At 67.7% G+C, this 26,533-nt stretch carries 25 protein-coding genes; 11 read left to right on the forward strand and 14 right to left on the reverse strand.

The features are described from left to right. Positions 1 to 8: 8 nt before the first annotated feature. The 4 genes from BLR41_RS13390 to dut form a co-directional block, all read right to left on the reverse strand. Positions 9 to 830 (reverse strand): DUF3159 domain-containing protein, encoded by an 822-nt coding sequence (locus BLR41_RS13390; RefSeq protein ID WP_092628595.1) that lies wholly within the window; start codon positions 828 to 830, stop codon positions 9 to 11. Further along, positions 827 to 1,204, reverse strand: a complete 378-nt coding sequence (locus tag BLR41_RS13395; protein WP_092628784.1) for an OB-fold nucleic acid binding domain-containing protein — start codon at positions 1,202 to 1,204, stop codon at positions 827 to 829. The genes BLR41_RS13390 and BLR41_RS13395 overlap by 4 nt, the downstream gene beginning before the upstream one ends. A gap of 150 nt (positions 1,205 to 1,354) precedes the next feature. Next, positions 1,355 to 1,990, reverse strand: coding sequence for a DUF3710 domain-containing protein (locus BLR41_RS13400; protein WP_092628597.1), 636 nt, complete (start codon positions 1,988 to 1,990; stop codon positions 1,355 to 1,357). Positions 1,991 to 1,994: 4 nt separating this feature from the next. Then, on the reverse strand, positions 1,995 to 2,501 hold the full coding sequence (gene dut, locus BLR41_RS13405) for a dUTP diphosphatase (RefSeq protein ID WP_092628598.1): 507 nt from the start codon (positions 2,499 to 2,501) through the stop codon (positions 1,995 to 1,997). 72 nt (positions 2,502 to 2,573) lie between these two features. On the opposite strand from dut, the gene BLR41_RS13410 reads away from it, so the two are divergent. Next, positions 2,574 to 3,065: a DUF3093 domain-containing protein gene (locus BLR41_RS13410; protein WP_245694142.1), complete on the forward strand. Its 492-nt coding sequence runs from the start codon at positions 2,574 to 2,576 to the stop codon at positions 3,063 to 3,065. 198 nt (positions 3,066 to 3,263) lie between these two features. On the opposite strand, the gene BLR41_RS13415 is transcribed toward BLR41_RS13410, so the two are convergent. After that, on the reverse strand, positions 3,264 to 3,566 hold the full coding sequence (locus tag BLR41_RS13415; RefSeq protein ID WP_092628599.1) for a DUF4193 domain-containing protein: 303 nt from the start codon (positions 3,564 to 3,566) through the stop codon (positions 3,264 to 3,266). Positions 3,567 to 4,124: 558 nt separating this feature from the next. Between BLR41_RS13415 and cei the strand changes: the two genes are divergently transcribed. Beyond that, positions 4,125 to 4,838: an envelope integrity protein Cei gene (gene cei, locus BLR41_RS13420; RefSeq protein ID WP_176797976.1), complete on the forward strand. Its 714-nt coding sequence runs from the start codon at positions 4,125 to 4,127 to the stop codon at positions 4,836 to 4,838. Between the two features lie 118 nt (positions 4,839 to 4,956). On the opposite strand, the gene BLR41_RS13425 is transcribed toward cei, so the two are convergent. Next, positions 4,957 to 5,787 (reverse strand): inositol monophosphatase family protein, encoded by an 831-nt coding sequence (locus BLR41_RS13425; protein WP_092628602.1) that lies wholly within the window; start codon positions 5,785 to 5,787, stop codon positions 4,957 to 4,959. A gap of 63 nt (positions 5,788 to 5,850) precedes the next feature. Between BLR41_RS13425 and ppgK the strand changes: the two genes are divergently transcribed. The 3 genes from ppgK (at position 5,851) to BLR41_RS13440 (ending at position 9,505) form a co-directional block, all read left to right on the forward strand. Further along, on the forward strand, positions 5,851 to 6,609 hold the full coding sequence (ppgK, locus tag BLR41_RS13430) for a polyphosphate--glucose phosphotransferase (RefSeq protein WP_092628604.1): 759 nt from the start codon (positions 5,851 to 5,853) through the stop codon (positions 6,607 to 6,609). Between the two features lie 327 nt (positions 6,610 to 6,936). Continuing rightward, complete coding sequence (locus BLR41_RS13435; RefSeq protein ID WP_092628787.1) at positions 6,937 to 8,445, forward strand: RNA polymerase sigma factor; 1,509 nt, start codon at positions 6,937 to 6,939, stop codon at positions 8,443 to 8,445. Between the two features lie 865 nt (positions 8,446 to 9,310). After that, positions 9,311 to 9,505 (forward strand): DUF7455 domain-containing protein, encoded by a 195-nt coding sequence (locus BLR41_RS13440; RefSeq protein ID WP_092628606.1) that lies wholly within the window; start codon positions 9,311 to 9,313, stop codon positions 9,503 to 9,505. A 331-nt stretch (positions 9,506 to 9,836) separates the two neighbouring features. Here the strand turns inward: BLR41_RS13440 and BLR41_RS13445 are convergent, their stop codons facing one another. Further along, entirely contained in the window at positions 9,837 to 11,654 is a 1,818-nt protein-coding gene (locus BLR41_RS13445) for a DEAD/DEAH box helicase (RefSeq protein WP_092628788.1), read from the reverse strand. A gap of 225 nt (positions 11,655 to 11,879) precedes the next feature. Here BLR41_RS13445 and BLR41_RS13450 point away from each other — a divergent pair, with 225 nt between their 5' ends. Next, complete coding sequence (locus tag BLR41_RS13450) at positions 11,880 to 13,094, forward strand: YihY/virulence factor BrkB family protein (RefSeq protein ID WP_245694148.1); 1,215 nt, start codon at positions 11,880 to 11,882, stop codon at positions 13,092 to 13,094. A gap of 19 nt (positions 13,095 to 13,113) precedes the next feature. On the opposite strand, the gene BLR41_RS13455 is transcribed toward BLR41_RS13450, so the two are convergent. Both BLR41_RS13455 and BLR41_RS13460 read right to left on the reverse strand, forming a co-directional pair. Further along, positions 13,114 to 13,368 carry a DUF3039 domain-containing protein gene (locus BLR41_RS13455; protein WP_092628608.1) on the reverse strand — a complete coding sequence of 85 codons (255 nt, stop codon included), beginning with the start codon at positions 13,366 to 13,368 and terminating at the stop codon, positions 13,114 to 13,116. Positions 13,369 to 13,453: 85 nt separating this feature from the next. Beyond that, the gene (locus BLR41_RS13460; protein WP_092628790.1) at positions 13,454 to 13,780 is read right to left on the reverse strand and encodes a DUF3099 domain-containing protein; all 327 of its coding nucleotides are present in this window, start codon (positions 13,778 to 13,780) and stop codon (positions 13,454 to 13,456) included. A gap of 171 nt (positions 13,781 to 13,951) precedes the next feature. On the opposite strand from BLR41_RS13460, the gene BLR41_RS13465 reads away from it, so the two are divergent. From BLR41_RS13465 to BLR41_RS13475, 3 genes are all read left to right on the forward strand, one after another. Beyond that, positions 13,952 to 15,469: a DUF7782 domain-containing protein gene (locus BLR41_RS13465; RefSeq protein ID WP_092628791.1), complete on the forward strand. Its 1,518-nt coding sequence runs from the start codon at positions 13,952 to 13,954 to the stop codon at positions 15,467 to 15,469. Continuing rightward, positions 15,466 to 15,891, forward strand: coding sequence for a D-aminoacyl-tRNA deacylase (gene dtd / locus BLR41_RS13470; RefSeq protein WP_092628610.1), 426 nt, complete (start codon positions 15,466 to 15,468; stop codon positions 15,889 to 15,891). The genes BLR41_RS13465 and dtd overlap by 4 nt, the downstream gene beginning before the upstream one ends. A gap of 695 nt (positions 15,892 to 16,586) precedes the next feature. Beyond that, positions 16,587 to 17,558 (forward strand): sigma-70 family RNA polymerase sigma factor, encoded by a 972-nt coding sequence (locus BLR41_RS13475; RefSeq protein ID WP_092628611.1) that lies wholly within the window; start codon positions 16,587 to 16,589, stop codon positions 17,556 to 17,558. An 88-nt stretch (positions 17,559 to 17,646) separates the two neighbouring features. Here BLR41_RS13475 and BLR41_RS13480 read toward each other — a convergent pair whose 3' ends face one another. From BLR41_RS13480 to BLR41_RS13500, 5 genes are all read right to left on the reverse strand, one after another. Beyond that, complete coding sequence (locus BLR41_RS13480; RefSeq protein WP_092628614.1) at positions 17,647 to 18,375, reverse strand: tyrosine-protein phosphatase; 729 nt, start codon at positions 18,373 to 18,375, stop codon at positions 17,647 to 17,649. A gap of 229 nt (positions 18,376 to 18,604) precedes the next feature. Next, positions 18,605 to 19,102 (reverse strand): hypothetical protein, encoded by a 498-nt coding sequence (locus tag BLR41_RS13485; RefSeq protein ID WP_245694152.1) that lies wholly within the window; start codon positions 19,100 to 19,102, stop codon positions 18,605 to 18,607. 232 nt (positions 19,103 to 19,334) lie between these two features. After that, the gene (locus tag BLR41_RS13490) at positions 19,335 to 22,022 is read right to left on the reverse strand and encodes a bifunctional acetate--CoA ligase family protein/GNAT family N-acetyltransferase (protein WP_092628616.1); all 2,688 of its coding nucleotides are present in this window, start codon (positions 22,020 to 22,022) and stop codon (positions 19,335 to 19,337) included. 126 nt (positions 22,023 to 22,148) lie between these two features. Beyond that, positions 22,149 to 23,324: an acetoin utilization protein AcuC gene (locus tag BLR41_RS13495; RefSeq protein WP_092628618.1), complete on the reverse strand. Its 1,176-nt coding sequence runs from the start codon at positions 23,322 to 23,324 to the stop codon at positions 22,149 to 22,151. Positions 23,325 to 23,368: 44 nt separating this feature from the next. Beyond that, positions 23,369 to 24,226: a sulfurtransferase gene (locus tag BLR41_RS13500; RefSeq protein ID WP_092628619.1), complete on the reverse strand. Its 858-nt coding sequence runs from the start codon at positions 24,224 to 24,226 to the stop codon at positions 23,369 to 23,371. Between the two features lie 342 nt (positions 24,227 to 24,568). Between BLR41_RS13500 and BLR41_RS23140 the strand changes: the two genes are divergently transcribed. Both BLR41_RS23140 and galK read left to right on the forward strand, forming a co-directional pair. Then, complete coding sequence (locus tag BLR41_RS23140; protein WP_092628621.1) at positions 24,569 to 25,264, forward strand: iron-dependent transcriptional repressor DtxR; 696 nt, start codon at positions 24,569 to 24,571, stop codon at positions 25,262 to 25,264. Beyond that, positions 25,261 to 26,442, forward strand: coding sequence for a galactokinase (gene galK, locus BLR41_RS13515; RefSeq protein WP_218120119.1), 1,182 nt, complete (start codon positions 25,261 to 25,263; stop codon positions 26,440 to 26,442). Before BLR41_RS23140 ends, galK begins: the two co-directional genes overlap by 4 nt. Positions 26,443 to 26,533 lie beyond the last annotated feature (91 nt).

A 26,533-nucleotide genomic window follows, 5' to 3' on the forward strand; every position in this document is an offset into this window, starting at 1 on the left:
AGCCGGGGTCATCCCATTTCCTGGCGCGGCCGCGGGGGAGACACCTCGCCGGCACCCCCACCGCCGACGGACTCCGCGGAATCGGCCTGGCGATCCTGTTCGGCGACTTTGCCGGCGCGTCGAATGGCCCACACCGTCACCAGCAGTGCCAGGGCCGTGAGCGGGTACCCCATGGCGATACGCGCCACAGCCAGCCAGCCCGTCTCGTCAGCGGCGTAAAGCCACTGCTGCACCACGAACTTGGCGACGAAAACGATCGTCCAGGCAAGCGTCGCCAGATCGTAACCCGTCAGGGCCCGCCGCTGCTGTCGCCACCGGAATCCGTGCCCGTTGAGCACGGACCAGACGACGCCGATCAGCGGCCACCGCACGAGCATCGAAACGAGGAAGACGCCACCGTATATCAGGCTGGTCCAGATCCCGAGCAGAAAGAACCCCTTGGCATCCCCCGTGCGGTAGGCGATGAAGGAACAAACCGCCACCCCGAGCACACCCGAGACGGCCGGTTGCAGGGGTTCCCTGCGGACGATCCGCACCAGGGCGAGCACGAGGGAGCTCGCGATGGCGATCCAGATGGCCGGAACCATCCCGACCAGCGAGTTGGCGACAACGAACACGACTATGGGAACCGCGGAATAGGCGAGACCGCTGACACCGCCCATCTGTTGCAGCAGTGTCTGCTCGGCCCCGTCACCCCCCTCGGTGGGGACACGTATCCCGAGCGGCGCCTTGGGCGACCCGGTGGCCCCATCGGACCCGCCGTCGGACGCCTCGTCGTGACTCCGGGCGGGGTCCGCCCCGTCCGGAGTGGATGAACCGGATTCAGTCATGCGGTGTTCTGCAACTCGTAGTAGGGATTGTAAAGAACCTTGTGACCATCACGATCGGCAATCCGACCACGGGCCTTTATAGTTCTGCCGGGTTCGATACCGGTGATCTGACGCCTGCCGAGCCAAACCAATGTCACCCCGTCGGTGCCGTCGTACAACTCGGCTTCCAACGTGGGAACCGAGGCCTTGGGCGCCATACCGACACAGCGGACTCGCCCCAACACCTCCGCTTGTTCACCGCACTTGCAGTCGCACGCCCGCCTGGCCCCGCTCGCCCGCGACCTCTCGGAGAGGTCGTCGGCGTCGAGTTCGGCGACGTCGCTGGTGAGGCGGCGTACGAGGCGGCGGAGGTAGCCGTCTCCGGTATTGCTCATCTCGCGCTCCTGTGCGCAGTGGGCCAGTGTGCCCGCCCGGGTTCTCACCCGTGCGAGTTCAGCCTAGTCTCGTAGTCCAGCCTCGTGGGGGTAACGACGGTCCGAGCGAATGACTTCCGAGGTCGGATCCCAGCCGGAGCACGAGCGATCTCAGGCTCCCGCCTGCTCCTGCTGCTGCTGGATGTGCTGCGCGATCTCGTCGGGAAGCTCGATCGGCAGCGGGGTACGGACCGGCATGGGATCCGAACCGCGATCGACGACCGTCTCGTCCATGACCGCGTACAGCAGCTTCGTGCACGAGTCGAGGTCCTCGGACGGGCTGGCCGCAACGCCGCGCAGCAACCACCGAGGCCCGTCCACGCCGACGAAGCGCAACGAGGTCCTGTCCGTGTCGGCCACGAGTTCGGTGTCCCAGATTCCCTGCTCGTGACGCACTCGGGCCCCGTCGGAACGCAACTGCTCGATCAGCTCCTGGCGCACCTCCTGCCAGAGGTCGCCGGTTCGCGGAGCGGCGAACGCACTGACGGTGAGCCGTCCGGAAGGAGTGAGCAGGTGCACGGCCCGCACCGGACCCTCGGGATCGACCTCCACCTGCAGCTGGCTGTTCTCCGGCACGGGCAACCGCACCGATCCGAGATCGAGCCGTTCGACTTCGTCGTGCGGAGCCTCGTGCGTGTCATAAGGTCCGCCGTCGGGCACGGAATCCGCCCCGTCGTGATAGTCCTCGCTGACATCGGAACCATCCGCGTCATTCTCGCGTCCGTCGCGACGGCGCCATCCGAACATCCCGTCAGACCTCCGTACTACCGGTCGTATTGCCTGGGTCGCCAACCTCGGCCGAACCCGTCAACGCGCTGTGACCTCCGGTCGAACCATAACCGTCGGAGCCGCGTACCGACTCCGGCAGTTGGACGACCTCCTCGAAAACGGCGTGTTCGACACGCTGCACCACCAACTGGGCTATTCGGTCCCCCCGCCGCAGCACGATCTCCCGTTCCGGATCATGGTTGATCAAGCACACTTTGATCTCACCCCGGTAGCCCGCGTCAACGGTTCCCGGGGCGTTGACCACGCTGAGCCCCGAGCGGGCTGCCATCCCGGAACGCGGGTGGACGAAACCGGCGAAGCCCTCCGGGAGGGCTATGGCGATCCCGGTACCGACCACAGCACGGTGCCCGGGTCGGAGCACCAGGTCCTCCGCAGTGACGAGATCCGCACCGGCATCACCGCTCCGGGCGTAGGACGGGGGTTGTATTTCGGGATCCACACGAGTAAGCAGGACCTTCACGCTTGGCACGGGGCGCAAGACTACCCTGAAGACGTGTCGGATAGTTCAGAAGCGGCCCACGAAAGCGGTCCCACGACCGGGTTGAATGACACGAGCGGAGAGATCCGCTACCGGGAACGGCTGCACGTCTCCTGGTGGAGCTGGCCGTTGCCGCTCGTGGCGGCCGCCCTGCTGGCCGCCGAGGTGCACATGGGGTATCCGGGCATTCGCGCGTGGCTGCCCTACGTGGTGCTGTTGCCGCTGTCGATAGCCCTGCCGCTCTGGCTGAGCCGCACGCGCCTGGTGGTCACCGAGCGGGAACTACGGGCGGGCAACGCGCGGCTGCCGCTGCGGTTCGTCTCCGACGTCGAGGTGATCCCGCGGGAACGGAAACGACGAGCACTCGGGCCGGAACTGGATCCGGCGGCTTTCATGCTGCACAGCCCCTGGGCACCAACCGCCGCACGAATCTGGTTGGACGATCCCGACGACCCGACCCCCTACTGGGTGGTCAGTACGCGGCATCCGGAACGATTGGCCGAGGTACTGCGGTACGACCGAGGGCAGGTCGGCGGGGACCGGCGAGAGGAGTAGCCGGGGATACGGCCCCGGGCTACGCGCGCCGCATCCGGACGGGCCGGGCGGCGGATGGGCTCGATACCGAACGGGGTCGGTGAAAGCGTGCCACGGTGGGAGCGACACCTCGGCCGCAGCACGCGTTGAACGTGAACAGCGGACTGGACGTGCGTTTCGTCACATCCAGCCCGCTCTCGGGTCCTCGACCCGCGCGTTTCAGGCCGCGCAGTCGCGGCAGACGTATTTCCCGTTCCGCTCCCCCGCCAGTCGATTGCGGTGGTGCACCAGGAAACAGCTGGAGCAGGTGAACTCGTCGGCCTGCTTCGGGAGCACCTTGACCGTCATCTCCTCACCGGAGAGGTCGGCTCCCGGAAGCTCGAAATTGTCCGCGATCTCACCCTCGTCCGTGTCCACGGAACCGGACTGAGCATCGTTGCGTTTGGCCTTGAGCTCTTCCAGCGAGTCCTCGGGAAGGTCCTCGGACTCGTTGCGCCGCGGAGCGTCGTAGTCGGTGGCCATCTCGTTTCACCCCTGCATTTGTGGAGATTTGCAATGGTGTGCCGCTGGTCAACGTTCCAGGGCTCCAATTTGTGCCCGCACGCGAGAGTGGCGGAGGTCTCCGTTCGTCCTGCGCTCCAAGTTCCCCCGAAACGAGCGACCGACCTCAACCTCACAGCGTGGAGCGCGGGAAGGGTAGCTCATCCCGGAGCGAGATACGCACCGGGTCACCCGTAGGTGTGGTATGTGCTTCACCCCGCCGCCGGGGAACCCTGTGACCCGAGCAACAGCATGGCAGGGTGGACACGGACGGACGAACGGACGCGGAGAACGACCTCGGTCAGCCGCCGAGGCGGTGGGGCGCTCCACCGTTTCCACGAACCGCTCCAGCAACGTAACGGCACACCTGACAACGACGAAGACACACGGGCAACAACTTCGACACGACTGTTCGCACGATGCCGCGTAGTCGCGTATCAACACCTAAGCTGATTGAGCGGACAGTCGATTCGGTGCGAAACCGTTTCGAATGAACTCACCGGGACGAATGACGGCTCGATCAGGGGAGGCTGGCAGAACGTGTCCACCGCGAGCACAGGAAAAGGGCTGCGGGGTCCGCGGTATCGACGCCGGCGTCCATTGCCCGCGTTGATCCTGCTCGCCGTACTCGCCCTGTTGTCGGGTTTCGTCTGGACCAGGGTGTTCGAATCGACCGAGTCGGTGGAAATGGCGACTCGCTGCAACTTGCCGGAAGCCGAAGCGGGCACCTCGGCGGCGAACCCCGGCGAACCCCCCACGAAGACACCGGCGGGCACGATGCTGTCCCGCGAAGCGTTGGACGGCACCGCGCCGGCTCCTCCGCAGGACGTCCCGGTGCACGTGTTCAACGCCAACGGCGAAGCCAATCAGGCCACCCTGGTCACCGAGGAACTGAACAATCTCGGATTCGCCAAGGGTGGCGACCCGGCCAACGATCCGATCTACACGGATTCGAACCTGAAATGCCACGGGCAGATACGTTACGGCCGTGCGGGCGCCGGAGCCGCCCGCACGTTGAGCCTGATCGCCCCCTGCGCGCAGCTGGTCCGTGACCAGCGCCCCGGCACCGGGGTGGATCTGGCGCTGGGCTCGGAGTTCGACGGGGTACGCGCCACCCAGCAGGCCCACCAGGTGCTGCAGCAACTCAAGAACTGGGCCAAGGAGAACCGCCGCAGCGGAGCCGACCAGCAGCGGGTGGGCCAACCGAACGTATCCGAGGAGCTGCTCGACGCCGCCCGTGACGTGCACTGCTGACCGTTGCCGCTTTCGGGCTCACGGGACCGGGAGTTTCCCGGCCCCGGAGCGGCACCGGCGCGGCACCGAAGCGGGTCCCCGCCCGGCTACCGGAAGAGTTCCGCGGCACGCGGAGTCGTCAGATGTCGGCGGCCCCGTGCTCGAGCAATTTACCGGTGAGTCCATCGGCGATCCCGGGAGCAGCGCAGACGATGGCCTCGTCCCCCAGACCGTCGGTGGTTCCCGTCGTGGGTAGTCGTAACCGCGCGCCCGCCTCGGCGGCGATCAGCGAACCCGCGGCCCAGTCCCATCGCGACAGGCCGTGTTCGTAGTAACCGTCCAGCCATCCGGCGGCAACGGCACACAGTTCGAGGGAAGCCGCACCACCGCGTCTGATGTCGCGTATCTCACCGGCCAACTCCAGCAGCAGCGAAGCCTGTCGGACACGACGTTGCCGGAGATAGCTGAATCCGGTTCCGAGCAGCGCCAGGTCGAGACGCCGCGAATCCGAGACCCGGAGGGGTTCACCGTCGAGATCGGCGCCGTGGCCCACCGCGGCACTCCAGACACGCCCCGACGAGGGCTCCACCACAGCACCGGCCAACGAGACGCCGTCCAGCTGCGCGGCGATCGAAACGGCGTACGCGGGGTAGCCGTAGAGATAGTTGACGGTTCCGTCGATGGGATCGACCACCCAGCGCAACCCCGCTTGTTCGGCCGCACCACCTTCTTCCTCACCGAGTACCGACTCGCCCGGCCGGAGTTCGGCGAGTCGCTGCCTGATCAGCTTCTCGACCGCCCGGTCGGCGGCCGTCACCACGTCCGTCTCGGTACTCTTCGTGTCCACCGTCCCCGTGGTGACGATCTCGTTCCGCATGGTCATCGCCAGTTCGGCGGCCTCCCGCGCGACAAGCACCGAAGTGTCCCGCAACCCCACGGCGTCATACTGATGTGTCAAACCCACGTTCACATCGCAACACAGCGCGGTTAAAGTCTGCACACCTCGTCCTGAATCGAATAGGAAGGATCAGGCATGGGCACTGCCCGCGGATTCGGCATTGACATCGGCGGCTCCGGCATCAAGGGATGCCCGGTCGATGTCGAGGGTGGAGTCCTGGCCGACGAACGGCTGCGCATCTCGACTCCCCATCCCTCCACCCCGGAAGCCGTGGCCGATGTGGTCGCCGAGATCGTCGGCAAGTTCGGCTGGGACGGCCCGGTGGGCATCACACTACCTTGCGTGATCAAGAACGGCACGGCGTTGACGGCCGCCAATATCGACGAAGACTGGATCGATACAGACGCTCAAGGGCTGTTCGCCAAACGGCTCGGGCGGGCTCGTGAGCAAATCGTAATGCTCAACGATGCCGACGCGGCGGGCCTGGCCGAGATGCGCTTCGGCGCCGGAGTGGAACGCGAATCCGGCCTCGTGCTCGTCCTCACCTTCGGCACCGGTATAGGCAGCTCGGCGTTCCTGGACGGGCGGCTGCTGCCGAACACCGAACTCGGTCACATCGAGGTCGCCGGGGAGGACGCCGAGGCGGAGGCAGCGGCCTCGGTCAAGGACAACCTCGGACTCAGCTACGAGGAGTGGGCTCCCAGGGTGAGCAGGTACATCCAGAGTCTGGAGAAGTTCCTGTGGCCGGACCTGATCATCGCGGGAGGCGGGGTCAGCAAGAAGTCGCACAAGTGGCTGCCGCTGCTGCAGAACCGCACCCCGATCGTGGCGGCTGCGTTGAAGAACGACGCGGGTATAGTCGGTGCGGCATCAGCCGCCGCGCAACGCGCGTAGCATCCGGCTGCAGTGCGGAAACAATCGCACCGAGACTTCCCGAGCCGTGCACCGGGCGTTCCCGCGACGGGAGTGTGCGGCGCGGGCCCGGGGGCCGGTGCGCCGAACGGGGATGTGGCTTCCGAGCGCGACGAATTCGGGGCATCGGAGACCTGTGCACACGACACGGTGCTCTGATCAGCCTTGCAGCGGAACCACACTCACCTGACACAGTTACAATGGAACACGTCCCACCGAATTCACGGCCTTCCGGCACGCCTCGTAGGGCTCGAACGGTGGGTTGTCCCCGACCCCCTGGCGGCCGAGGTTTCGCGTCCCCGGCCAGCCCTGACAGACCGTCGCGAAAGGGCGTACGTGGCAGCCGCAGAAACCGCAACCCGACGCTCCGGCTCCGCTGCAGCATCAGGCGGGGCCCGGTCCGAGCCCAACAAGACGAAGACCGCTTCGAACGCGGACACGGCTCCCGAGGCCGAAACCGACGAAGCGCCGAAATCCTCGTCCACCGGCAAGAAGAACTCGAAGGGCTCGACCACCACCAAGTCGAGCGGAACCAAGTCCGGCGGAACAAAGTCGAGCGGGACGAAATCGACCGGCCGCAAGAGCACTTCCAAGTCGTCGGCGAAGTCGACGACGAAGAAGACGGCCAAATCGGCCGAGAACAGCACCACGTCCCAATCGACGGGCGAGTCGACTCCGGACCAGGCCAACGGCGAGAACCTGGAGATCGACGAACCGATCGAGACCGACCTGAGTTCGGCCAACATCGGAGACGGCGAGCTCGACGACATCGAGGTCGACATCCCCGAGGAGCCGGAGGTCGTCGAGGACGAGGAAGGCAAGACCGACCCGGACTTCGTCTGGGACGAGGAGGAGTCCGAAGCTCTCCGGCAGGCCCGCAAGGATGCCGAGCTGACCGCTTCGGCCGATTCCGTACGTGCCTACCTCAAGCAGATCGGCAAGGTCGCGCTGCTCAACGCGGAGGAGGAGGTCGAACTCGCCAAACGAATCGAGGCGGGCCTCTACGCCGCCGAACGACTGCGGCAGGCGGAGGAAGCGGGCGAGATGCCCCCCTTGCAACTGCGGCGGGACCTGCGCTGGATCGTGCGCGACGGTGAGCGTGCGAAGAGCCACCTGCTGGAGGCCAACCTGCGGTTGGTGGTGAGCCTCGCCAAGCGCTACACCGGGCGGGGGATGGCCTTTCTGGACCTGATCCAGGAGGGCAACCTGGGCCTGATCCGTGCGGTCGAGAAGTTCGACTACACCAAGGGCTACAAGTTCTCCACCTACGCCACCTGGTGGATCCGCCAGGCGATCACGCGCGCCATGGCGGACCAGGCCCGCACGATCCGTATCCCGGTCCACATGGTCGAGGTCATCAACAAACTCGGCCGTATCCAGCGTGAGCTGCTGCAGGACCTGGGACGCGAGCCCACTCCGGAAGAGCTCGCCAAGGAGATGGACATCTCCCCCGAGAAGGTACTGGAGATCCAGCAGTACGCCAGGGAACCCATCTCGCTCGACCAGACCATCGGCGACGAGGGCGACAGCCAACTCGGTGACTTCATCGAGGACTCCGAAGCCGTGGTGGCCGTGGACGCGGTCTCGTTCACCCTGTTGCAGGACCAGCTGCAGTCGGTGCTGCAAACCCTCTCGGAGCGGGAGGCCGGTGTGGTCCGCCTCCGCTTCGGGCTCACCGACGGGCAGCCACGCACCCTGGACGAGATCGGACAGGTTTACGGCGTCACCAGGGAACGCATTCGCCAGATCGAGTCCAAGACGATGTCGAAGCTCCGGCATCCCTCCCGCTCGCAGGTACTGCGCGACTACCTGGACTGACCGGCCGGTTACGGAAACCGCCCCACCCGGGCTCTCCCGGGTGGGGCGGTTTCCGTCGGGCGGCCGCGGGGCACTTCGTGCGAACCACACCGTGTACCCCGCGGCCCGGCAGTACCTCCGGTCCGCGGCCCAGGCCTATCGCCGGGTCGACCAACGGCCCCGTGAGACCCGTCGAGCGTGTTCGGGACCCTCGTATCGCGCTGGTTCCGCCCGTCCTTCCACAGCGCCCGCCCCGAACAGGGCCGGGCGCTTTTCGTGTCGGAGCCGGCTCGGCCGGAGCGAGGGTCCGCTCGACCCGCCGAGCGGCGGACGAGCGCGTGGCGGACCACAGCTCGCCGCACGCCGCTGCCATGCCACAGTCCCGAGGTCGGGCCCCGAACGCGAATGGCCCGGCCGAGTCGTTCGGGCCGTTCAACCGAGCCGGGACCGTCCCGAGCAACACACTTCCCCACCCCGAAAAGTGATCGGGGCCACATTTTTCGTGCCATATGCCGGGAACAGGGCGGCTCCACCCGTTCGCCCACAGCGGAACCCTTGGCACCACGACAAGAACAAATGTGCCGAAAAACACCCTGAAAAGCTATTGCCCTTTGCGGCAAATCACAGATCGTGATTGGTTCACAGTGTTGTTTTGGCTGGTCAGCAGGTCAATGCCAAGCAGAGCCACAGTGTGCTCCCACTCACTCCACCATTCGGGCATTTCCGGGTGACGCAAGTCGCTGATCGAGGTTGGAACAGTGACGCGAGGCCAAGTGTCTGTAAGAGTGGAACTTGCGACACCGGCCCCGTCGCCAGCGGGCTACCGGTGGTTGCAGCAGGATCGAGGCGTCGGGTACCCCCGACGCCGGGACGGAGGGAGATTCCGATGCCTGACACACTCACCCGCCCCGAGTTGACCGCCGCCGACCGCTGTGACCGCTGCGGGGCCGCCGCAAAGCTCAGGGCAGTTCTCCAGTCCGGCGGAGAGCTGCTGTTCTGCGGACATCACGCCCGTGAGTTCAAGTCGGGACTCAGCGAGATCGAGGCGGATCTGCAGGAAGACGAACAGATCGAACTCTGAGATCACGGTTACCGGACCGTCGGGGCACCGGATGAGCCGAGAAGTCGGTGAACCGGTCACCCCACGACCCCCGGAGCCGGTTCCGAAGTCGGAACCACCACGAGGTGCCCGGTCGGATTTCTCCGGCCGGGCACCTCGTGTTTCGTCCTCCCCTGCTCCCCCTGTGCCCCGGCTACCCGGACCACCGGCGACGAACGCCCCGGACCGACTCGGGAACGGCGCGACGCGTGGAGGGCCACCCCGGTACCTTTCGGATACCGGTCGTTTCCCGGGAGACCGGACATCTCACCAGGAGCCCTCACCCCGCCAGCAGCCCCTCACCAGCAGCCCCTCACCAGGAGCGGAGCGTGGCGATACGCTCCTCCAACTGCTCGATGGTGGCGCTGGCAGTGGCAGGACCGCCACAGACACGGCGCAACTCCTTGTGAATCGCTCCGTAGGGCTTGCCGGTTCGCTGGTGATGCAGGGAAACCACCTTGTTGAGCTCCTTGCGCAGCGCCTTGAGACGCTCCTGGACGCTCTGCGGGCGCTGTTCCTCGGTGACGGACTGCCCACCGCCCCCGGACGACCCACCCCGCTGCGGCTGGTGTCCCGGTGTGGCGGCCTGCTCCGTCTTGTGCTGCTTCTCGCGCTTGTCCACCTCGCGCAGCTGCTCCTGCTGGCGCTGCTGCAACAGCGCGCGCACCTGGTCCGGCTCCAGCAGACCGGGCAACCCGATGTAGTCCTGCTCCTCCTCGGTGGTGGCGAAGGCAGCGGTACCGAACGAGGAGCCGTCGTAGATCACCTGGTCGAGCTCGGCCTCGGCTCCCAGTGAGGTGTAGGGCTGTTCGTTCTCCCCCGGCTCGTCACGCTGCCGGTTGGCCTCCACCAGCTCCTCGTCGTTCCAGCCCTCCTTCTCCCGGTGCGGTTTGCCGAGCACGTGGTCGCGATCGGCCTCCAGCTGACTGGCGAGTTCGAGCAGCACGGGCACGCTGGGCAGGAAAATGCTGGCGGTCTCGCCGGAGCGGCGGGCGCGTACGAACCTGCCGATGACCTGTGCGAAGAACAGCGGGGTGGAGGCGCTCGTGGCGTAGACCCCCACGGCGAGCCGCGGCACGTCCACTCCCTCGCTGACCATGCGCACCGCCACCATCCACCGGTCGTCGGACTCGGCGAAGGCAGCGATTCGCTCGGAGGCCTGCGGGTCGTCGGAAACCACCACGACCGGTTCCGTGCCGCTGATGCGTTGCAGCGTCTTGGCGTAGGAACGAGCGCTCTTCTGATCCGAGGCGATCACCAGCCCGCCCGCGTCCGGCATCCCGTCCCGGCGGAGGTGGGTGAGTCTGGTGTCGGCGGCCTGCAGCACCGAGGGAATCCACTCCCCGGCCGGATCGAGCGCGGTGCGCCAGGCACGCGCGGTCTGCTCGGCGGTCATGGGCTCGCCCAACCTGGCGGTGAACTCGTCCCCGGCGCTGGTACGCCAGCGGGCCTCACCCGAGTAGGCGAGGAAAATGACCGGCCGGACCACACCGTCCTGTAACGCGTCGGCATACCCGTACAGATGATCGGCCTTGCTGCGCTGCGCCCCGTCGGAATCGGGCTCGTAGGTGATGAACGGGATGGGGTTGTCGTCGGAACGGAACGGTGTACCGGTGAGGCTGAGCCTGCGCTCGGCGGGGGTGAATGCCTCTCGGACCGCGTCGCCCCAGGATTTGGCATCGCCCGCGTGGTGGACCTCGTCCAGGATCACCAGCGTTTTCCTGCGCTCGGTTCGCACCCGGTGCAGATTGGGATGCGAGGCGACCTGCGCGTAAGTCAGCGCGACACCACGATAGTCGCGGGAGGTCGTACCGTCGGAGTTGCTGAATTCGGAGTCGATCGGGATCCCGGCTCCACCCGCGGCGAGCGCCCACTGATGCTTGAGGTGCTCGGTGGGGGTGACCACCGTCACCGCCTCCACCGTCCGGTCGGCCAACAACTCGGCGGCGATCCGCAGCCCGAAAGTGGTCTTACCCGCTCCCGGAGTCGCCACCGCCATGAAGTCCCGTGGTTTGCTCGCCAGGTACCTCGTCAGCGCTCTGCGCTGCCACGCGCGCAGCGGCTTCTCGTTGGCCTGTGACGGGTCGCTGAGCACCGAACGAACGGATTGGTCAACTTGCGCCTCGGACACGCTCGTCTGCCACTCCTTTCCGAGCAACACACGCGGCCGGAGTCATCCGCCCCGATCGGCCGAAATCCTCGGCAACGATACTTCCGCGCGGCATAAAGAACCCCCGGGAGCCTACCGCTCGACCACCCGCCGGCGAGCCCGCAGGGGCGGGGACATCGGAGAATGAAACCTCGCGACGAGCACCGGCCGCACGAGTGACACCGGCGACGACATCCTGGAAGTGGCATGGATCCGAGTTCGAACCACGACGGGCGGGGGCGCTTCCGCAGCAGAGCGAGCGGACCGAGACGCCTGGTGGTCCAGACGCTGCGCAAGTCGTGGAACGACGACATCTTCTCGGAGTCGGCGGCCGCCGCCTTCTGGCAAACGCTCTCCCTGCCGCCGCTGCTGCTGGGACTGCTGGGCAGCCTGGGCTTCGTGGGTGAGTGGCTGGGGCCCGAAGTCGTCGAGACCATGCGGGGCAGGATCGTGGAATTCGCCGGGACGATCTTCAGCGAGAGCGTCGTCAGCCAGATCATCCGTCCCACGGTCTCCGACATCCTGACGAGTGGCCGGACGAGGGTTGTCTCGGTGGCGTTCCTGCTGTCGCTGTGGGCGGGTTCCTCGGCCCTGGCCTCGTTGATCGAGTCGATCACGCTGGCCTACGACCAGTACATGGTCCGCAACGCGATCTGGCAACGAGCACTGGCACTGCTGCTGTACCTGGTCAGCCTGGTCGCCGCGGTGCTCATCCTGCCGCTGACCGCACTGGGTCCTCGCTGGCTGCTCGACGTACTGCCCGAATGGTTGCGTGCGGACGTGAGCGGGCTGATCCGGCTGTTGTACTTCCCGGTGACCGGGGGGCTGCTGGTGCTGGCGCTGGCGACACTGTACAAACTCGCGCTGCCCCGCAAGCTTCCCTGGCACCGCGGATTGCCCGGCGCGCTGCTGGCGATGGTGGTGTTCCTGTGCTCCAGCGTGGGCCTACGCCTCTACATCACCTGGGTGACCAGCACCGGATACACCTACGGTGCGTTGGCCACCCCGATAGCCTTCCTGCTGTTCGCCTTCTTCATCGGTTTCGCGGTGGTGAGTGGTGCGCAGTTCAACAACGCGATTCAACGCACCTGGCCCGCGGGGATGACGCGACGGGAGCGGCGGCGCTGGCGCCGCCTGGAGATGCAGCGTGCCGCCCAGCGGTTGCGCACCGAACGCGGCTACGAAGCCTGGCGCGGCGTGCCGGACAACGGCAGGACAGCGCACGGCAGGACAGGGCACGGCAGGACAGGGGCGGAGCGGGATCCCGGCAGCACGTCCGAGAATCCCGACACTCCGGTCGGGCACTCCGACGCTCCAGCCGGGCACTCCGACGGCGCCCGCGGAGCGGATTCACCCGGCGCGGAGTCGGGTGTGGAACCTCCGCACCGCGGGCGACCGCCGACCGAACCGAATTCGGAATGAGGCGCGGAAGAGATCGGCTCTACTCGTCGTCTCCCCCACCGGGCGGGAGCCCCTCGAAGATCTCCTTGCACTCCGGGCACACCGGGGAGCCGGGCTTGGCCGATTTGGTGACCGGGAACACCTCGCCGCACAGAGCCACCACGTGACTGCCCATCACGGCACTCTCGGCGATCTTGTCCTTCTGGACGTAGTGAAAAACCTCGGGCCGGTCGTCACTGGTCTGCTCGGTGTTCTCCGGCCGGGTGTCGGTCTCCGGAAGAGTAGTCGTAGTCATAACACCATGATGCCCCACGAGGCAGGGCAGCCACGCTGTCCGGTGGCGGCCGGGCCGAGGAACCACCACGGAAAGGCTACGAACATCACTCGCCGTCGATCACCCGGTGCTCCGCGTCCTCCAGCTCACGCCTCCGGGAATCGCGGTGGTACCGGTTGACGTGCTCGCTCTTGCGAGGAGGCCTGTCATTGGCCACCAACACCGCTATCCAGGGCAACGGGATGGAGACAGCGATGATGATCAAGGACAACCACCAGATCGGGTAAACCATGACGGCCGCCACCAGACAGGGGATACGCAAGGACATCATCAGCGCGTACTTCTTGCGCCTGGCCGCTTGCTGATCGTCGTACGACGGCTCTGCCTCGGTGATCAGCACCGGGGTGTCGTCACTACGCTGGGAGCCACTCACGACACCACCTCCACACTCACATCGTCCCACTCGTCCGTCCCGCTGCACATCCCCGGCGTGATTGGCCCCGGGGAAAGTGGCCGAGCGCACAGGCCCGGCGACCTCGGACGACCCCGCCGGATCACGGGTGTGCCCGAACTCGGAGGACACCGCCGTGTGAGGATCGAGGACGTGACTCCCGAACTATCGCACGATCGCATCGACCGACTGCGCGAGGCGTTGCTCACGGCGAACTACACGGCCGATGGGGTGCTCGACACCTTGGGGCCGCAGGCCCACGCCGCACTGGGCAGAGGAGAGCCCGAACCCGCGATTCGGGCCACTTCCGGGGCGGGCGCGCTCAACACGCTCATCCGCGTCTTCCTGCTGGGGCACCCGGTCGACCGGGCAGCGGCGGAAGAGGCGCTGCACCCGTTGTCCCCGGAGGAGGCCGTCGCGGCGGGTGTCCTCGTGCACGACGGTGACTCGGTACGTGCGGGACTGGACATCCGACCACACGCCGCCACCGGCAACTCGTGGTGGATCATCTCCGACCTGGACGCGGACACGCGTCCCTCGAATCTGCCGGTTTCACGCGAGCACGTACTCGGAGTCGGTCAGGCCTCGCTGAGCCTGGTACGCGCCACCCCCACCAGGCAGGTGGGGTCGTTGCTCGACCTGGGTACGGGATGCGGCGTGCAGGCACTGCACGCCGGCACGCACGCGGAACGGGTGACGGTCACCGACGTCTCCGAGCGGGCGCTGTCGCTCGCGGCGGCCACGTTCCGCCTGAATCGCGTCGAGGTGGAATCGCTCCACGGCGACTGGTTCGACCCCGTGTCGGGGCGACGTTTCGACCAGGTGGTGTGCAACCCGCCGTTCGTGGTCGGTCCCGCACGAACCGATTTCGTCTATCGTGACTCCGGGCTGTCCGGCGACGAGGCGAGCGCTCTCGTGGTGGGCAGGGTTCCGGAACTGCTCAACGAGGGCGGCACCGCACACGTACTCGCCTCGTGGCTGCACCTGGAGGACGAGGACTGGCAGGAACGGGTCGGTGGCTGGTTGCGGCACACCGACGTGGACGCCTGGTTCGTACAGCGTGACGTGGCCGAACCGGCGTTGTACGTCGGCACGTGGCTGCGCGACGCCGGGATCGATCCGAAGTCGGAAACCGGTAGACGCAAATCGGCCGAATGGCTGGACTGGTTCGAGGCCAACGGTGTGACGGCTGTCGGCTTCGGCTTCGTCACGCTGCGCCGTACTCCGGGACAACAGCCCGGTGAGGTGGTGTGCGAGGACCTCAGACAGGCTTTCGACGATCCGCTCGGCGCCGAGGCCGACGAGTGGCTGCGCAGGGTCGAGTGGCTACGGCAGCGCCCGTCTCAGCAGGAACTGCTGCGCAGTCCGTTGGTGACCGCCCCAGGGCTGGTGCTGGAGCAGGTCAGCTCCCACGAGCAGGACGGCTGGGCCACGTTCGTACACCGGTTGCACCGAACCGACGGGCCCGGCTGGCAGCACGAGGTCGACGAGATCGGCGCCAACCTGATCGCGGGGTGTCAGGGCGCGCTCGCCACCGACGAACTGCTGGAACTGCTCGGCGCCGGGCACGGGGCCGATTCCGCGGAACTGGCCCGTTCGGCCGAACCGGTGCTGCGCGAGTTGATCCGGCACGGCATGCTGCTGCCCGCGGAATGGGGCCGAGAGCGATGAGGGCGGTGGTGACACGAGTCACAGCAGCGGCGGTTCGCGTGGCCGGCGAAGTGGTGGGAAGCATCACCGAACCGGGGCTGCTGGTGCTGGTGGCGGCGACCCACTCGGACACCTCCGAGCAGGCGGAGGTCATGGCGCGCAAGCTTCACGAGCTGCGGGCGCTGCGGGACGAGCAGTCCTGCGCCACCGCTGACGCACCCCTGCTGGTGATCAGCCAGTTCACCCTCTACGGGAACACCCGGAAGGGGCGGCGGCCGTCCTGGAGCGCCGCTGCGGCGCCCGAACAGGCCGAGCCACTGGTCGAAAAGGTGGTCGAACAGCTGCGCGAGCGCGGTGCCCGCGTCTCGACAGGTGTGTTCGGGGCGGAAATGGCGGTGGACAGCACCAACGACGGCCCGTTCACGCTGCTAGTGGAGACCTGAGGAAGTTCGTGGCGAGGTAGGTGCTCCCTCCGACGCTTCGTCGGGACTCCACGCCGCCCGTGGCCGCCCACCGATCTCCGGCTCACCGAGCACTCCATCGAGGTGGGCGCCGAACTCGCTCGCGCCCGCGAACCGGTGGGACGGAGCAGGACGAAGCGAGGGTTACCGCCGCACGGCGCGCGGCCGTGCTCGCGCCTGCCCCCTTCCACCTGGGGCGTCTTCTCCCACACGGGCACCGGGCACGTCGAGTGTGACGACGCTGACGTCGCTCATCCGACGAATCCGGGAACGATTTCGGCAACGTGTGCGTTTTCCGGGTAACCAAACCACAACACAACGCCCGAGAACCGGTGCCACAGCCGGTCACCGGCCGGTCTTCGAACCACCCTCCCGGGTGGGGACGGGGCCGCCGGCAGGGCGGCGAACCAGCCGACCGAGATGCCACAGGCCCTGAAACAGCCGCTTCCGATCAGCCGGACGAGAAGCCCAACGTCTCCTGCCGCCGATCCGACCCCACGGTCGACTCGACGAGGAACCAGAACCGAACCGACTCAACCACCGGCACCACCGGCCACCGACGATACCGAAGAAGGACGAACCATCACCACCACACCGAGCGTACCCGTCCTTCGTGTGGCGCGGTGGCGTGCCGGTACCCCGGCACCCGACAACCAGCCCGTCAGGGAGGTAGCTCTATGACCGTCCCGCAGACCACAGCCCCGGACGTCACCAACGAGGCCGACCTCGACAACCAGGGGCCATCGGCCGATCTGGTGCGGGTCTACCTCAATGGTATCGGGCGTACCGCACTGCTCAGCGCCCAGGACGAGGTGGACCTCGCCAAGCGAATCGAAGCCGGAGTGTTCGCCAAGCACCTGCTGGACACTTCGGAGGACATGACCAGGGAGCGTCGTAGCGACCTCAAGACGGTCGTGCGCGACGGCCGTGACGCGAAGAACCACCTGATGGAAGCCAACCTGCGGTTGGTGGTGAGCCTTGCCAAGCGCTACACCGGCCGGGGGATGCCGCTGTTGGACCTGATCCAGGAGGGCAACCTGGGCCTGATCCGTGCGGTCGAGAAGTTCGACTACACCAAGGGCTACAAGTTCTCCACCTACGCCACCTGGTGGATCCGCCAGGCGATCACGCGGGGAATGGCCGACCAGAGCCGTACGATTCGCCTACCCGTCCACCTGGTGGAGCAGGTCAACAAACTCGCCCGGATCAAGCGGGACCTGCACCAGAAGCTCGGCAGGGAGGCCACCGAGGAGGAGATCGCCGGCGAGGCGGACATGTCGGTGGAAAAGGTGGTCGACCTCATGGATCACTCCAAGGATCCGGTGAGCCTGGACATGCCGGTCGGTTCGGAGGAGGACGCCCCGCTCGGGGACTTCATCGAGGACTCCGAGAGCGCCGATGCCGAGAACGCCGTGATCTCCGGGTTCCTGCAGGACGATCTGCGTCGCGTGCTGGACACGCTGGAAGGTCGGGAGCAGCAGGTGATCCGCATGCGTTACGGCCTGGACGACGGCCAGCCGCGCACGCTGGACCAGATCGGCAAGGCGTTCGGTCTCTCCCGGGAACGTGTTCGCCAGATCGAGCGTGAGGTCATGTCGAAGCTACGGCAGGGCGACCGGGCGAACAAGCTGCGCTCCTACGCGAGCTGAGCCGGGACTCGCGCACCGGCTCGCCGGGGTGAACGGGTTCACCCCGGCGAGCCGTAGGTGTGCCGGGAAGCGCTTCACACGGAACGGGTCACCGCGGGCCCAGCAGCCGCTCTCGCCAGCGCCGGATCTCCTCGGGAGCGGCACCGTGCCGCATCAGCCACCCGGCTACCCCCTCCTCGTGCGACTCGACGCGTTCGAGCGCGTGTTCGATGGCGTGTGCCGGTGCGGAAATGAACTCGTCGACGTCGGATTCGTCGACTCCCGGCGGCAGTTCGGGTTCTATCCGGAGCCGCCGCAGCACCTGACGCATGTTGCGGTCGGTGTGCACGTAGTCGGCCACCACCGCGTCGTAGCGGACTCCCGCCGTACGCAACAGCAACGCGCAGGCCACCCCCGTACGGTCCTTGCCCGCGGCACAGTGCACCAGCACCGGACCCTCGGTTTCCACCGCGATCCGAAAGACCTCCAACAGCGGTTTCGCGGCGAAGTCCAGGATGTGGCCGTACAGCTCCGGCAACGTCAGCCAGGGGTCCTGCCCCGACTCGGCGCGCAGCCCTTCGAGCAGCGGGACCCGGTGGACCGTGCTGACGTCTTCCAACGGGTGCACCACGTCGGATTCCGTGCCGGTGTCGCGAAGGTCTATCACCGCTCGGGGCGGCCAGTGGGCGGTCTCCGGGGGCTCGTGGTCCCCGTGGTACGGCGCATCACTGCGTAACAGCACCCCGGGGCTGGTGGTCACCCCATCCTCGACGGGGAGTCCCCCCAGATCCCGAAAGTTGACCAGTCCGTTCGGAACACCGTCGCTCCGCTCTGCCATTGGAATGCGCCCTTTCCCTCCAAGCCGTGTCGCGGAAGCCTTCCACGCACGTAATCCCGGACAGGATCGCAGGTTTTCCGGCCTGCCTGAAGGCTTCGGCCGTCCCGGCGGCACACGAAGGCCCGCCCCGGCGACGTCCGTGTCCCTCTTCGGCACGAATCCCGGCGGGGCGGAGCGCGGTCACCTCGTACAGCGCGGTCTCCTCGTATTCGGAGAGACCGTGGAAACGCTACTGGTCGCTCGGGACGTCGACCTCCCGCTCGGTGAGAACCACGGTCCGGTCCCCGAGGGGCTTGTCGATCGGGGCGACCACGGGCGGATAGCGCAGATCCATGGTGCACGGACCGGACGGCTTCGGGTTCTCCTCGACGAGAGCCAGCTCCACCCGTTCGGCGCTCTGACCGCTCACCTCGACGCGCACGCTGCCGCAGCCTCCCTCCTGGCCGATCGCGACGAGTTTCCTGCCGGACTCCCTGGTCCAGACCTCACTGGGGTAGCCCTCGGGCAACGCGGAGGCATCGACCTGTTCGGCGGGAACCTCGGTACCCTTCGGCTCCCGCCCAGGGGGCCCGTCGGCCTCGTCTTCACTCGAGATCTTGGATCGCTGTTGTTCGGAGGGCGGCGGTGGTGGCTGGGCGCCGAACCCGACGTCGGACCGCCCTTCGCCACAGGCGGTCAACGCGAACAGCATCACACCGGCACCCAGCAGGGTTGGCAGTCGTCTCATGTCACCTGGACGGGGCCACCCCCGCGGCCGGTTGCGCCGCGTGTCGGATTGGCGACAAGGCGACACGGCGAATCGCCGCGAGGAGTGCACCCGGCCCACGAGCGCTGTCCGGTAGCTCGGCCACGGCCTCGGCGTTCGCCGTGGGACGGGGGTGGGCCTGCAGCCCTCGCCGTCGCCGTGGGCGGCGGTTCGGGAGTTTCCCGAAACACCGCGTGCCCACCTCGGAAGCGGGTCACCGGAGCCTGCGCGGCCCGGAATCGGGGGAATCCGGTGTCGGTCCCAGCCCGAGCACCGCACCCGTGACCCAGGCACCTGACGGGGCTGCCAGCACCGGCTCCAGCACCAGCTCACGCACTTCGGGCAGATCCTCGGCCAGACTGGCCACCCGCAGCACGAGGTCCGCCATCGAGTCGAGATCCGCCGCCTGAGCCCCGCGATAGCCGGTGAGCATCGGCGCGGCGCGTGGCGCCCTGATCAGCTCCGCCACGTCGGTGTCGGTCAGCGGCACCGCCCGATAGGCACGATCCCCGATGAGGTCGTTGGCGGGACCGGCCAGACCGAAGGAGACGAGAGTACCGAAGGACGGATCGTCCATCAGCCGTAGCACGCACGAGGTTCCCTTGGGGGCCATCCGCTGCACGTAGAGATCGGTCGTTCCGGAAAGGTCGCACAGGTCCCGGTAAGCGGTTCGTACCGCCTCGGGTCCACCGAGATCGAGCCGTACCCCGGCCAGGTCCGTACGGTGCCGGAGTCGTTCACTGGCGGACTTCAACGCCACGGGAAACCCGACCTCCTCGGCGGCCGCCACCGCCGATTCGACATCGGTGACCAGTCGGAACGCCACCACCTCGATGCCGTAGCACTCCAGCAACAGCACCATCCGTTCGTCGGACAGCCTGCCGATCCCCGCCTCGGTCCATTCCTCGACCAGCCGGCGTGCCCGTTCGACGTCGACTCCCTCGGGGCGGACGAACTCGCCCTGCGGCGCGGCGCGCCAGTTCGCGTAGCGCACCGCACGGGCCAACGCCAGCACCGCTCGCTCCGGGCTGGGATAGGAGGGCACCGAGCCGGGTCCGGGAGTTCCGTCCGGTCCCGGAACCGCCAGTTCGTCGGGCACCCCTTCGGCAGCGAGGAAAGTACTCACCACCGGTTTGGTTCGCAGCGTTCCCGCCTCGTGCAACGCGGTCCGCAGCTGCCTGGCGTAAGCCGTGCCCGGCACGGCCACGGGTGGGGCGAACACCGTGACCAGCGCGTCCACCTCGCTGTTCTCGGCAGCGGAACGTACCGCCGCGGCGAACTCCTCGGGCCCCGCGGCGGCCCCGACGTCCACGGGGTCCACCACCGGACGCAGCCCCTGCTCCAGCGCGGCGTCGGCGGCCAACATCCCCAGGGCACTCGAATTGCCGACGATCGCCACCCGCTCCCCACCGGGCAGTGGCTGGTGTGCCAACAACAGCGCGGCATCGAACATCTGCGCCACGGACTCGACCCGAATCACACCCGCCTGATCGAACAGCGCCTGCACACTGGTCTCGTCGATCCGCACCGAGGTGGCGGCCAGCCCCGCACGCACGGCGTGGCGTCCCGACTTGACCGCGATTATCGGTTTGCTGCGCCCCAGCCGTCTCGCCAGACGAGCGAATTTGCGCGGATTGCCGAACGACTCCAGGTACAGCAGCACAACATCGGTGGCGGTGTCGGTCTGCCAGTACTGCAGCAGGTCGTTGCCGGACAGGTCGGCACGGTTACCCGCGGAGACGAATGTGGAGACCCCGAGACCGCGCTCGGTGGCCGCGGCCAGGATCGCCACCCCCAGTGCCCCGGACTGGCAGAAGAACCCGGTCCTGCCACGTCCCGGCAGGTGCGGGGCAAGACTGGCGTTCAGCCGCTGGGCCGGGTCGGTGTTGACCACCCCCAACGCGTTGGGGCCGACCACGCGCATGCCGTAGACCCGTGCCTGGTGCACCATGCTGCTCTCGGCCTCCCGGCCGCTGGGACCGACGTCGCTGAAGCCCGAGCTGACGATCAGCAGCGCTTTGACTCCCTTGGCCAGGCAGGAGTCCAGGACCTCGGCGACACCGCCCGCGGGGATGGCGATCACGGCCAGGTCTATGTCGTCGGGAATGTCGAGCACGGAGCCGTAGGAACGCACTCCCCGCACCGCCCGGTGCTCCGGATTGACCGGGTATATCGGGGCGGCGGAATCGGCCCCCAGCAGGTTGGCCAGCACGGTGTGGCCGATCTTGTCCGGGTCGATGGAGGCACCGATCACCGCCACCGAACGCGGGTGCAGCAGGTTGTGCACGCTGCGGGCTTCGGCGGCCTGTTCCCTGGCGCGTGCGACCGCCAGCGATTCCTCGGTGGGGTCGAGCGGGAACTCCAGGTGGACCAGCCCCTCCTCCATGGCCCGTTTGACCTCGTAGCCGGCGTCCCGGAAAACCCGAACCATCTGGGAGTTCTCGGCGAGGACCTCGGCGACGAACCGGCTGAGACCGCACTCCCGCGCGGCGGCCGCTAGATGCTCGAGCAGGATCGATCCGAGCCCTCTGCCCTGGTGCCCGTCCTGCACCACGAACGCCACCTCGGCCGAGTCCTCCGGTTCACGCAGGCGGTCGAAACGCCCCACCGCGACTATGTCGTCGCCGAGCAGCGCCACCAGCGCCACCCGGTTGACGTAGTCGACACGGCTGAAACGGTCGACGTCGCGCTGCGGCATCCGCGGATAGGGCGAGAAGTAGCGGTAGTAGCGGGTGCGGTCGCTGAGCCTGCCGTGGAAGGCCACGAGTTGATCCGCGTCGGCGGGCAGGATCGGCCGCAGATGAACCGTGCCACCGTCCGAGAGGACGACGTCGGCCTCCCAGTGGCGCGGATAGTGGGCTTCCGGTTCCCACTGCTGCTGTTCGCTCGCGGAATCGTCCACCGTGCCCCTCTCAGCGACTGCCGTGCACTTGTCCGAACTATCTACCGAAGGAACTCGCGGAGCTTTCCCTGCCGTGCCGCCGCCCGCGAGTGCTGGTGTTCCCCGCCCCCGGCCGGATGACTTCGATCAGTCGCGGCTGTCCAGCGGTTCCAGACCGTGCAGCGGAAAAACCGCGTTCCTGGTGTCCCGAATCGCCGGATCGACCTCGTACTCGGCCGTACCGTCCCAGGGAGTGAACGCCGTCTCGCCTCCGTCGGTCATCGACGTAGGCAGCGCGACGTTGCCCGCCACCCTGCTCGCGTGGGCGATCCAGTCGGCGGGAACGTTGCGTTCCGCCGCCACGTCCCGATCGAGCGCCGTGGCCAGCAGATGGGTCCAGGCGCGTGGGACCACCCTGTGCAACGCGTAACCACCCCCGCCGAGGATCAACCAGTTCCCCCGCGCGTAACGATCGGCGAAGCCCCGCAGCGCGCGATAAGCGGCGCGTTGCCCGTCGACGGACAGCGCGAGATCGGCCAACGGGTCCTCCCGGTGCGGATCCGCACCGCACTGGGTGACCAGCACCTGGGGCGCGAACGTCTCCAGCAACGAGGGAACCACGCCGTGCAACGCTCGAAGCCATCCCGCGTCCTTCGTCCCCGGGGGCAGCGCCACGTTCACCGACTCGCCCTTCGCGGCGCCCTCGCCGACTTCGGTGGGAAAACCGGTACCCGGCCACAGCGTGCGGGGGTGCTGGTGCAGCGAGATCGTCATCACCCGGGGATCCTCCCGGAAAGCCGACTGCACCCCGTCGCCGTGATGCACATCGATGTCCAGGTAGGCGATCCGCTCGATCCCGTTGGCCAGCATCCAGGCGATGGCGACCGCGCAGTCGTTGTAAACGCAGAACCCGGCCGCGTGGTCCGCCATCGCGTGGTGCAGCCCACCCGCCAGGTTGACGGCTCGATTGGCGCGGCCGGACACGATCTGTTCGGCCGCCGCCAGGGATCCTCCCGCGACGAGCGCGGCCGACTCGTGCATTCGATCGAATATCGGGTTGTCGTCGGTGCCCAGCCCGTGCCCCACGTCGGTCCCCTCCGTTGGAGCGGCCCGCACGGCCGCCAGATAGCCGGGAGTGTGAACCCGTTCGAGCTCGGCATCGGCCGCCTGCTCCGGGGCCAGTGGAACCACCCCGTCGAGTACCCCCAACGAGCGCGCCAGTCGCATCGTCAGGTCCAGCCGGACGGGGTGCAGCGGATGGTTGCCGCCCAGGTCGTAGGAGAGCAGTGACTCGTCCCAGACCACGGCGCACTCGTTGCTCATGGTGGGAAGCTACCCGCCATGAGGGGCGTGACACACCCGTTGACTCATCCCGGCCAGGCACCGGTCGCAGCGGGTCGGTGCGGATCGGCGGACCACTCGGACCAGGAACCCGGGTAGAGCGCCGCCGGGTTCTCCGGAGTGCGCAGCCCGGCGTGTTCCAACGCGAGGATCACCGAACAGGCGTTGATCCCGGAACCGCAGTAGGCTCCCGCATCCACCCCCGCGGTGAGACCGAACTCGGTGAACCGTGTCGACAGTTCGGTCGGGGAACGCCAGGTGCCCGAAGTGGTGACGTGTTCCCCCGCTGGCGCGTTGTAGGCCCCCGGAATGTGCCCGGCACGCGGATCCACGGGTTCGGTCTCACCCCGATACCGCTGCCCCGCCCTGGCATCCAGCAGGATCCCGTTACGAGCCAGTCGTCGCGCCCCCTCCGCGTCGGTGACCGGCATGTTTCCGGGATCGACCACGAACTCTCCCGGTTCCGGGCGCGGCACCTCCGTGGTGACGGGCAACCCGGCCGCGGTCCAAGCGGCGAATCCGCCGTCGAGCACGTATACCGCGGGATGCCCCGACCAGCGCAACAACCACCAGGCGCGCGCGGCCACCGAACCGTCCCCGGCGTCGTAGACGACCACTTGCCGCTCGGAGTTCACACCGGCACGGCGAAGCGCTCGCTGCAACACGTCGGTGTCCGGCAGCGGATGCCGGCCACCGGCCGCCCCGGCGGGTGGGGCGGCCAACTCGGTCTCGGTATCGACGAACACCGCACCAGGCACGTGCCCCTCGGTGTACTCCCGCTCCCCGGGAGGACCGAGCAGGTTCCAACGCACGTCCAGTACCACGGGCGGCTCGACACCGTCGAGCGCGGACTTCAGCTGTCGATATGTGATCAGTGGACTCATCGCGACCTCCGGTCTCGGTGCGGGCGACTTCAACACATTGAACGTCCCGATGTTCACCTGCGTGCCCGCCGAACCGGCACCGCGGCCACCGCGATCCGGCGGGAGCAAGGCGCGCGCCCCGTTCGGACGACGAGCCACCGTCGGCGCAGCCGCTTCGGCAGCGGCGGTCGAGGCACCGTACCGGCATCGACACCGAGCCGTCGTCCCCGGTCCCACGCCCGTGGAACCGGGCCTCACCGTGTTCCCCGGATCGAACGGGAGGTGACACGAGACTCCGACCGGGCACCGCTCCTCGGCTCCCGTTACGGCTAGCATTGATGGTGGACCGAATGGGGAGCTGGCGTGAACGATCTCATCGACACCACCGAGATGTATCTCAAGACGATTTACGAGCTTGAGGAAGAAGGGCTCGTCCCGCTCCGAGCCCGCATCGCGGAACGGTTGGAACAGAGCGGGCCGACCGTCAGTCAGACAGTCGCCCGGATGGAACGGGACGGGCTGCTGTCGGTCGCCGAGGATCGGCATCTCGAACTGACCAAAGCCGGCCGGGAACGGGCGATCGGTGTGATGCGCAAGCACCGCTTGGCCGAGCGGCTGCTGGTCGACGTCATCGGTCTGGAATGGGAGCACGTACACAGCGAGGCGTGCCGGTGGGAGCACGTGATGAGCGAGGCCGTGGAGCGCAAGCTCGTCAATCTGCTCGGCACCCCCAGCACTTCTCCCTACGGCAACCCGATCCCGGGGCTGGACGATCTGGGAGTCGGCGACGGTGCTCCCGAGGTGGACACCGAACTGCAACGGGTGGACGAGATCGCCCGCAACGGTGGTGGCCGTGCGTTGGTGTGCAGGATCGCCGAACACGTACAACTCGACCCGGAACTGATGAACTCGTTGAAAACGGTGGACGTGGTCCCGGGCAACGACATCGAGATAGTTTCCGTGGTCGGCAGCAACAAGCCGATCGACGTGCGGGGCACCTCCGGCGAGACCCAACTGCCCCCGTCCGTCGCACACGCCGTCCTGGTTCGGCCGCGTTGAACGGGGCGGCGGAGCGAGCCACGAGGGCTTTCGTGGCGGAACACGGGATGGAACCCGATTCGGTCTGGTCCGCACCCGGCAGGGTCAACCTGATCGGCGAGCACACCGACTACAACGACGGCTATGTCTTTCCGTTCGCGTTGCCACACCGAACCGCGGTCGCCGTACGGCGACGGGACGACGGTCTGCTGTCGATGGCCACACACGGTTCCGACGGCACGCTGCAGCGCGCCGGAACGTTCCGGATCGAGGCCCTCGAAGCGGGTGAGGTGAACGGCTGGGCGAGCTACCCTGCGGGAGCAGCCTGGGCACTCCGGGAGTCCGGCATCCCGCTGCCCGGGGCGGATTTGGTCATCTCCGGCGAGGTGCCCACCGGTGCGGGCCTCTCCTCCTCCGCCGCGTTGGAGTGCGCCACCGCCTTGGCGCTGCTGGACGCGGCGGGGCGAGCGCTGGACGGTCCGAACGCGCCGGACGTGATGGACATCGCGCGCTGGACCCGGCGGGCCGAGAACGAGTTCGTGGGCGCCCCGACGGGACTGCTGGACCAGACGGCCTCGCTGCGTTGCGAACGGGCTCACGCGTTGTTCTTCGACGTCCGATCGGGGGAGACCGAGCAGATCCCGTTCGACGCCGCGGGCAGCGGGCTGGAAGTGCTGGTCGTCGACACCCGCGCGAACCACTCGCACAGCGAATCCGGCTACGGGGATCGACGGAAGGGCTGTGAGCAGGCGGCCGAACTGCTCGGGCTCCCCGCGCTGCGGGACATCTCGGCGACTGACCTGGACGACGCGCTGCGCCGGCTGCCCGAGGAGTTGCGTCCGCTGGTGCAGCACGTGGTTACCGAGAACGACAGGGTGCTGGAAACGTTGCGACGACTGCGGCGCGACGAGCTCACCGAGGTCGGCGAGCTGTTGACCGCATCGCACGCGAGTCTGCGCGACGACTACCGGGTCTCCTGCGCGGAACTCGACGTCGCCGTCGAGGCAGCGCTGGAATCTGGCGCCTCGGGTGCTCGGATGACCGGCGGTGGTTTCGGGGGTTCGGCGATCGCGTTGGTCTCCACCGAGCTACGTTCCCGGACGGAGCAGGCCGTTACCGCCGCGTTCGAGCGACACGGCTTTCCAGCGCCGCGGCTGTTCACCGCTGTTCCCTCCGCCGGAGCGGCACGGGATCGCTAGTCGGGTCGAGGACCGTCCCACTCACCACGGCGCGAGCGGGTGGCCGCTCGGAGGTTCCTCGTGGAGCGCGCCGAGGTTCGACCAACGTTGT

The sequence above is a fragment of the Actinopolyspora mzabensis genome (assembly GCF_900101095.1).
Classification (GTDB): domain Bacteria; phylum Actinomycetota; class Actinomycetes; order Mycobacteriales; family Pseudonocardiaceae; genus Actinopolyspora; species Actinopolyspora mzabensis.

Excerpts from the sequence above, each read along its gene's own strand:
- BLR41_RS13485 (WP_245694152.1), bottom strand. The coding sequence starts at position 19,102 with ATGAGACGACTGCCAACCCTGCTGGGTGCCGGTGTGATGCTGTTCGCG.
- BLR41_RS13480 (WP_092628614.1), bottom strand. The coding sequence starts at position 18,375 with ATGGCAGAGCGGAGCGACGGTGTTCCGAACGGACTGGTCAACTTTCGG.
- ppgK (WP_092628604.1), top strand. The coding sequence starts at position 5,851 with ATGGGCACTGCCCGCGGATTCGGCATTGACATCGGCGGCTCCGGCATC.
- BLR41_RS13495 (WP_092628618.1), bottom strand. The coding sequence starts at position 23,324 with ATGAGCAACGAGTGCGCCGTGGTCTGGGACGAGTCACTGCTCTCCTAC.
- BLR41_RS13475 (WP_092628611.1), top strand. The coding sequence starts at position 16,587 with ATGACCGTCCCGCAGACCACAGCCCCGGACGTCACCAACGAGGCCGAC.
- BLR41_RS13455 (WP_092628608.1), bottom strand. The coding sequence starts at position 13,368 with ATGACTACGACTACTCTTCCGGAGACCGACACCCGGCCGGAGAACACC.
- BLR41_RS13500 (WP_092628619.1), bottom strand. The coding sequence starts at position 24,226 with ATGAGTCCACTGATCACATATCGACAGCTGAAGTCCGCGCTCGACGGT.
- BLR41_RS13450 (WP_245694148.1), top strand. The coding sequence starts at position 11,880 with ATGGATCCGAGTTCGAACCACGACGGGCGGGGGCGCTTCCGCAGCAGA.
- BLR41_RS13440 (WP_092628606.1), top strand. The coding sequence starts at position 9,311 with ATGCCTGACACACTCACCCGCCCCGAGTTGACCGCCGCCGACCGCTGT.
- BLR41_RS13395 (WP_092628784.1), bottom strand. The coding sequence starts at position 1,204 with ATGAGCAATACCGGAGACGGCTACCTCCGCCGCCTCGTACGCCGCCTC.
- BLR41_RS13415 (WP_092628599.1), bottom strand. The coding sequence starts at position 3,566 with ATGGCCACCGACTACGACGCTCCGCGGCGCAACGAGTCCGAGGACCTT.
- BLR41_RS13400 (WP_092628597.1), bottom strand. The coding sequence starts at position 1,990 with ATGTTCGGATGGCGCCGTCGCGACGGACGCGAGAATGACGCGGATGGT.
- BLR41_RS13390 (WP_092628595.1), bottom strand. The coding sequence starts at position 830 with ATGACTGAATCCGGTTCATCCACTCCGGACGGGGCGGACCCCGCCCGG.
- dtd (WP_092628610.1), top strand. The coding sequence starts at position 15,466 with ATGAGGGCGGTGGTGACACGAGTCACAGCAGCGGCGGTTCGCGTGGCC.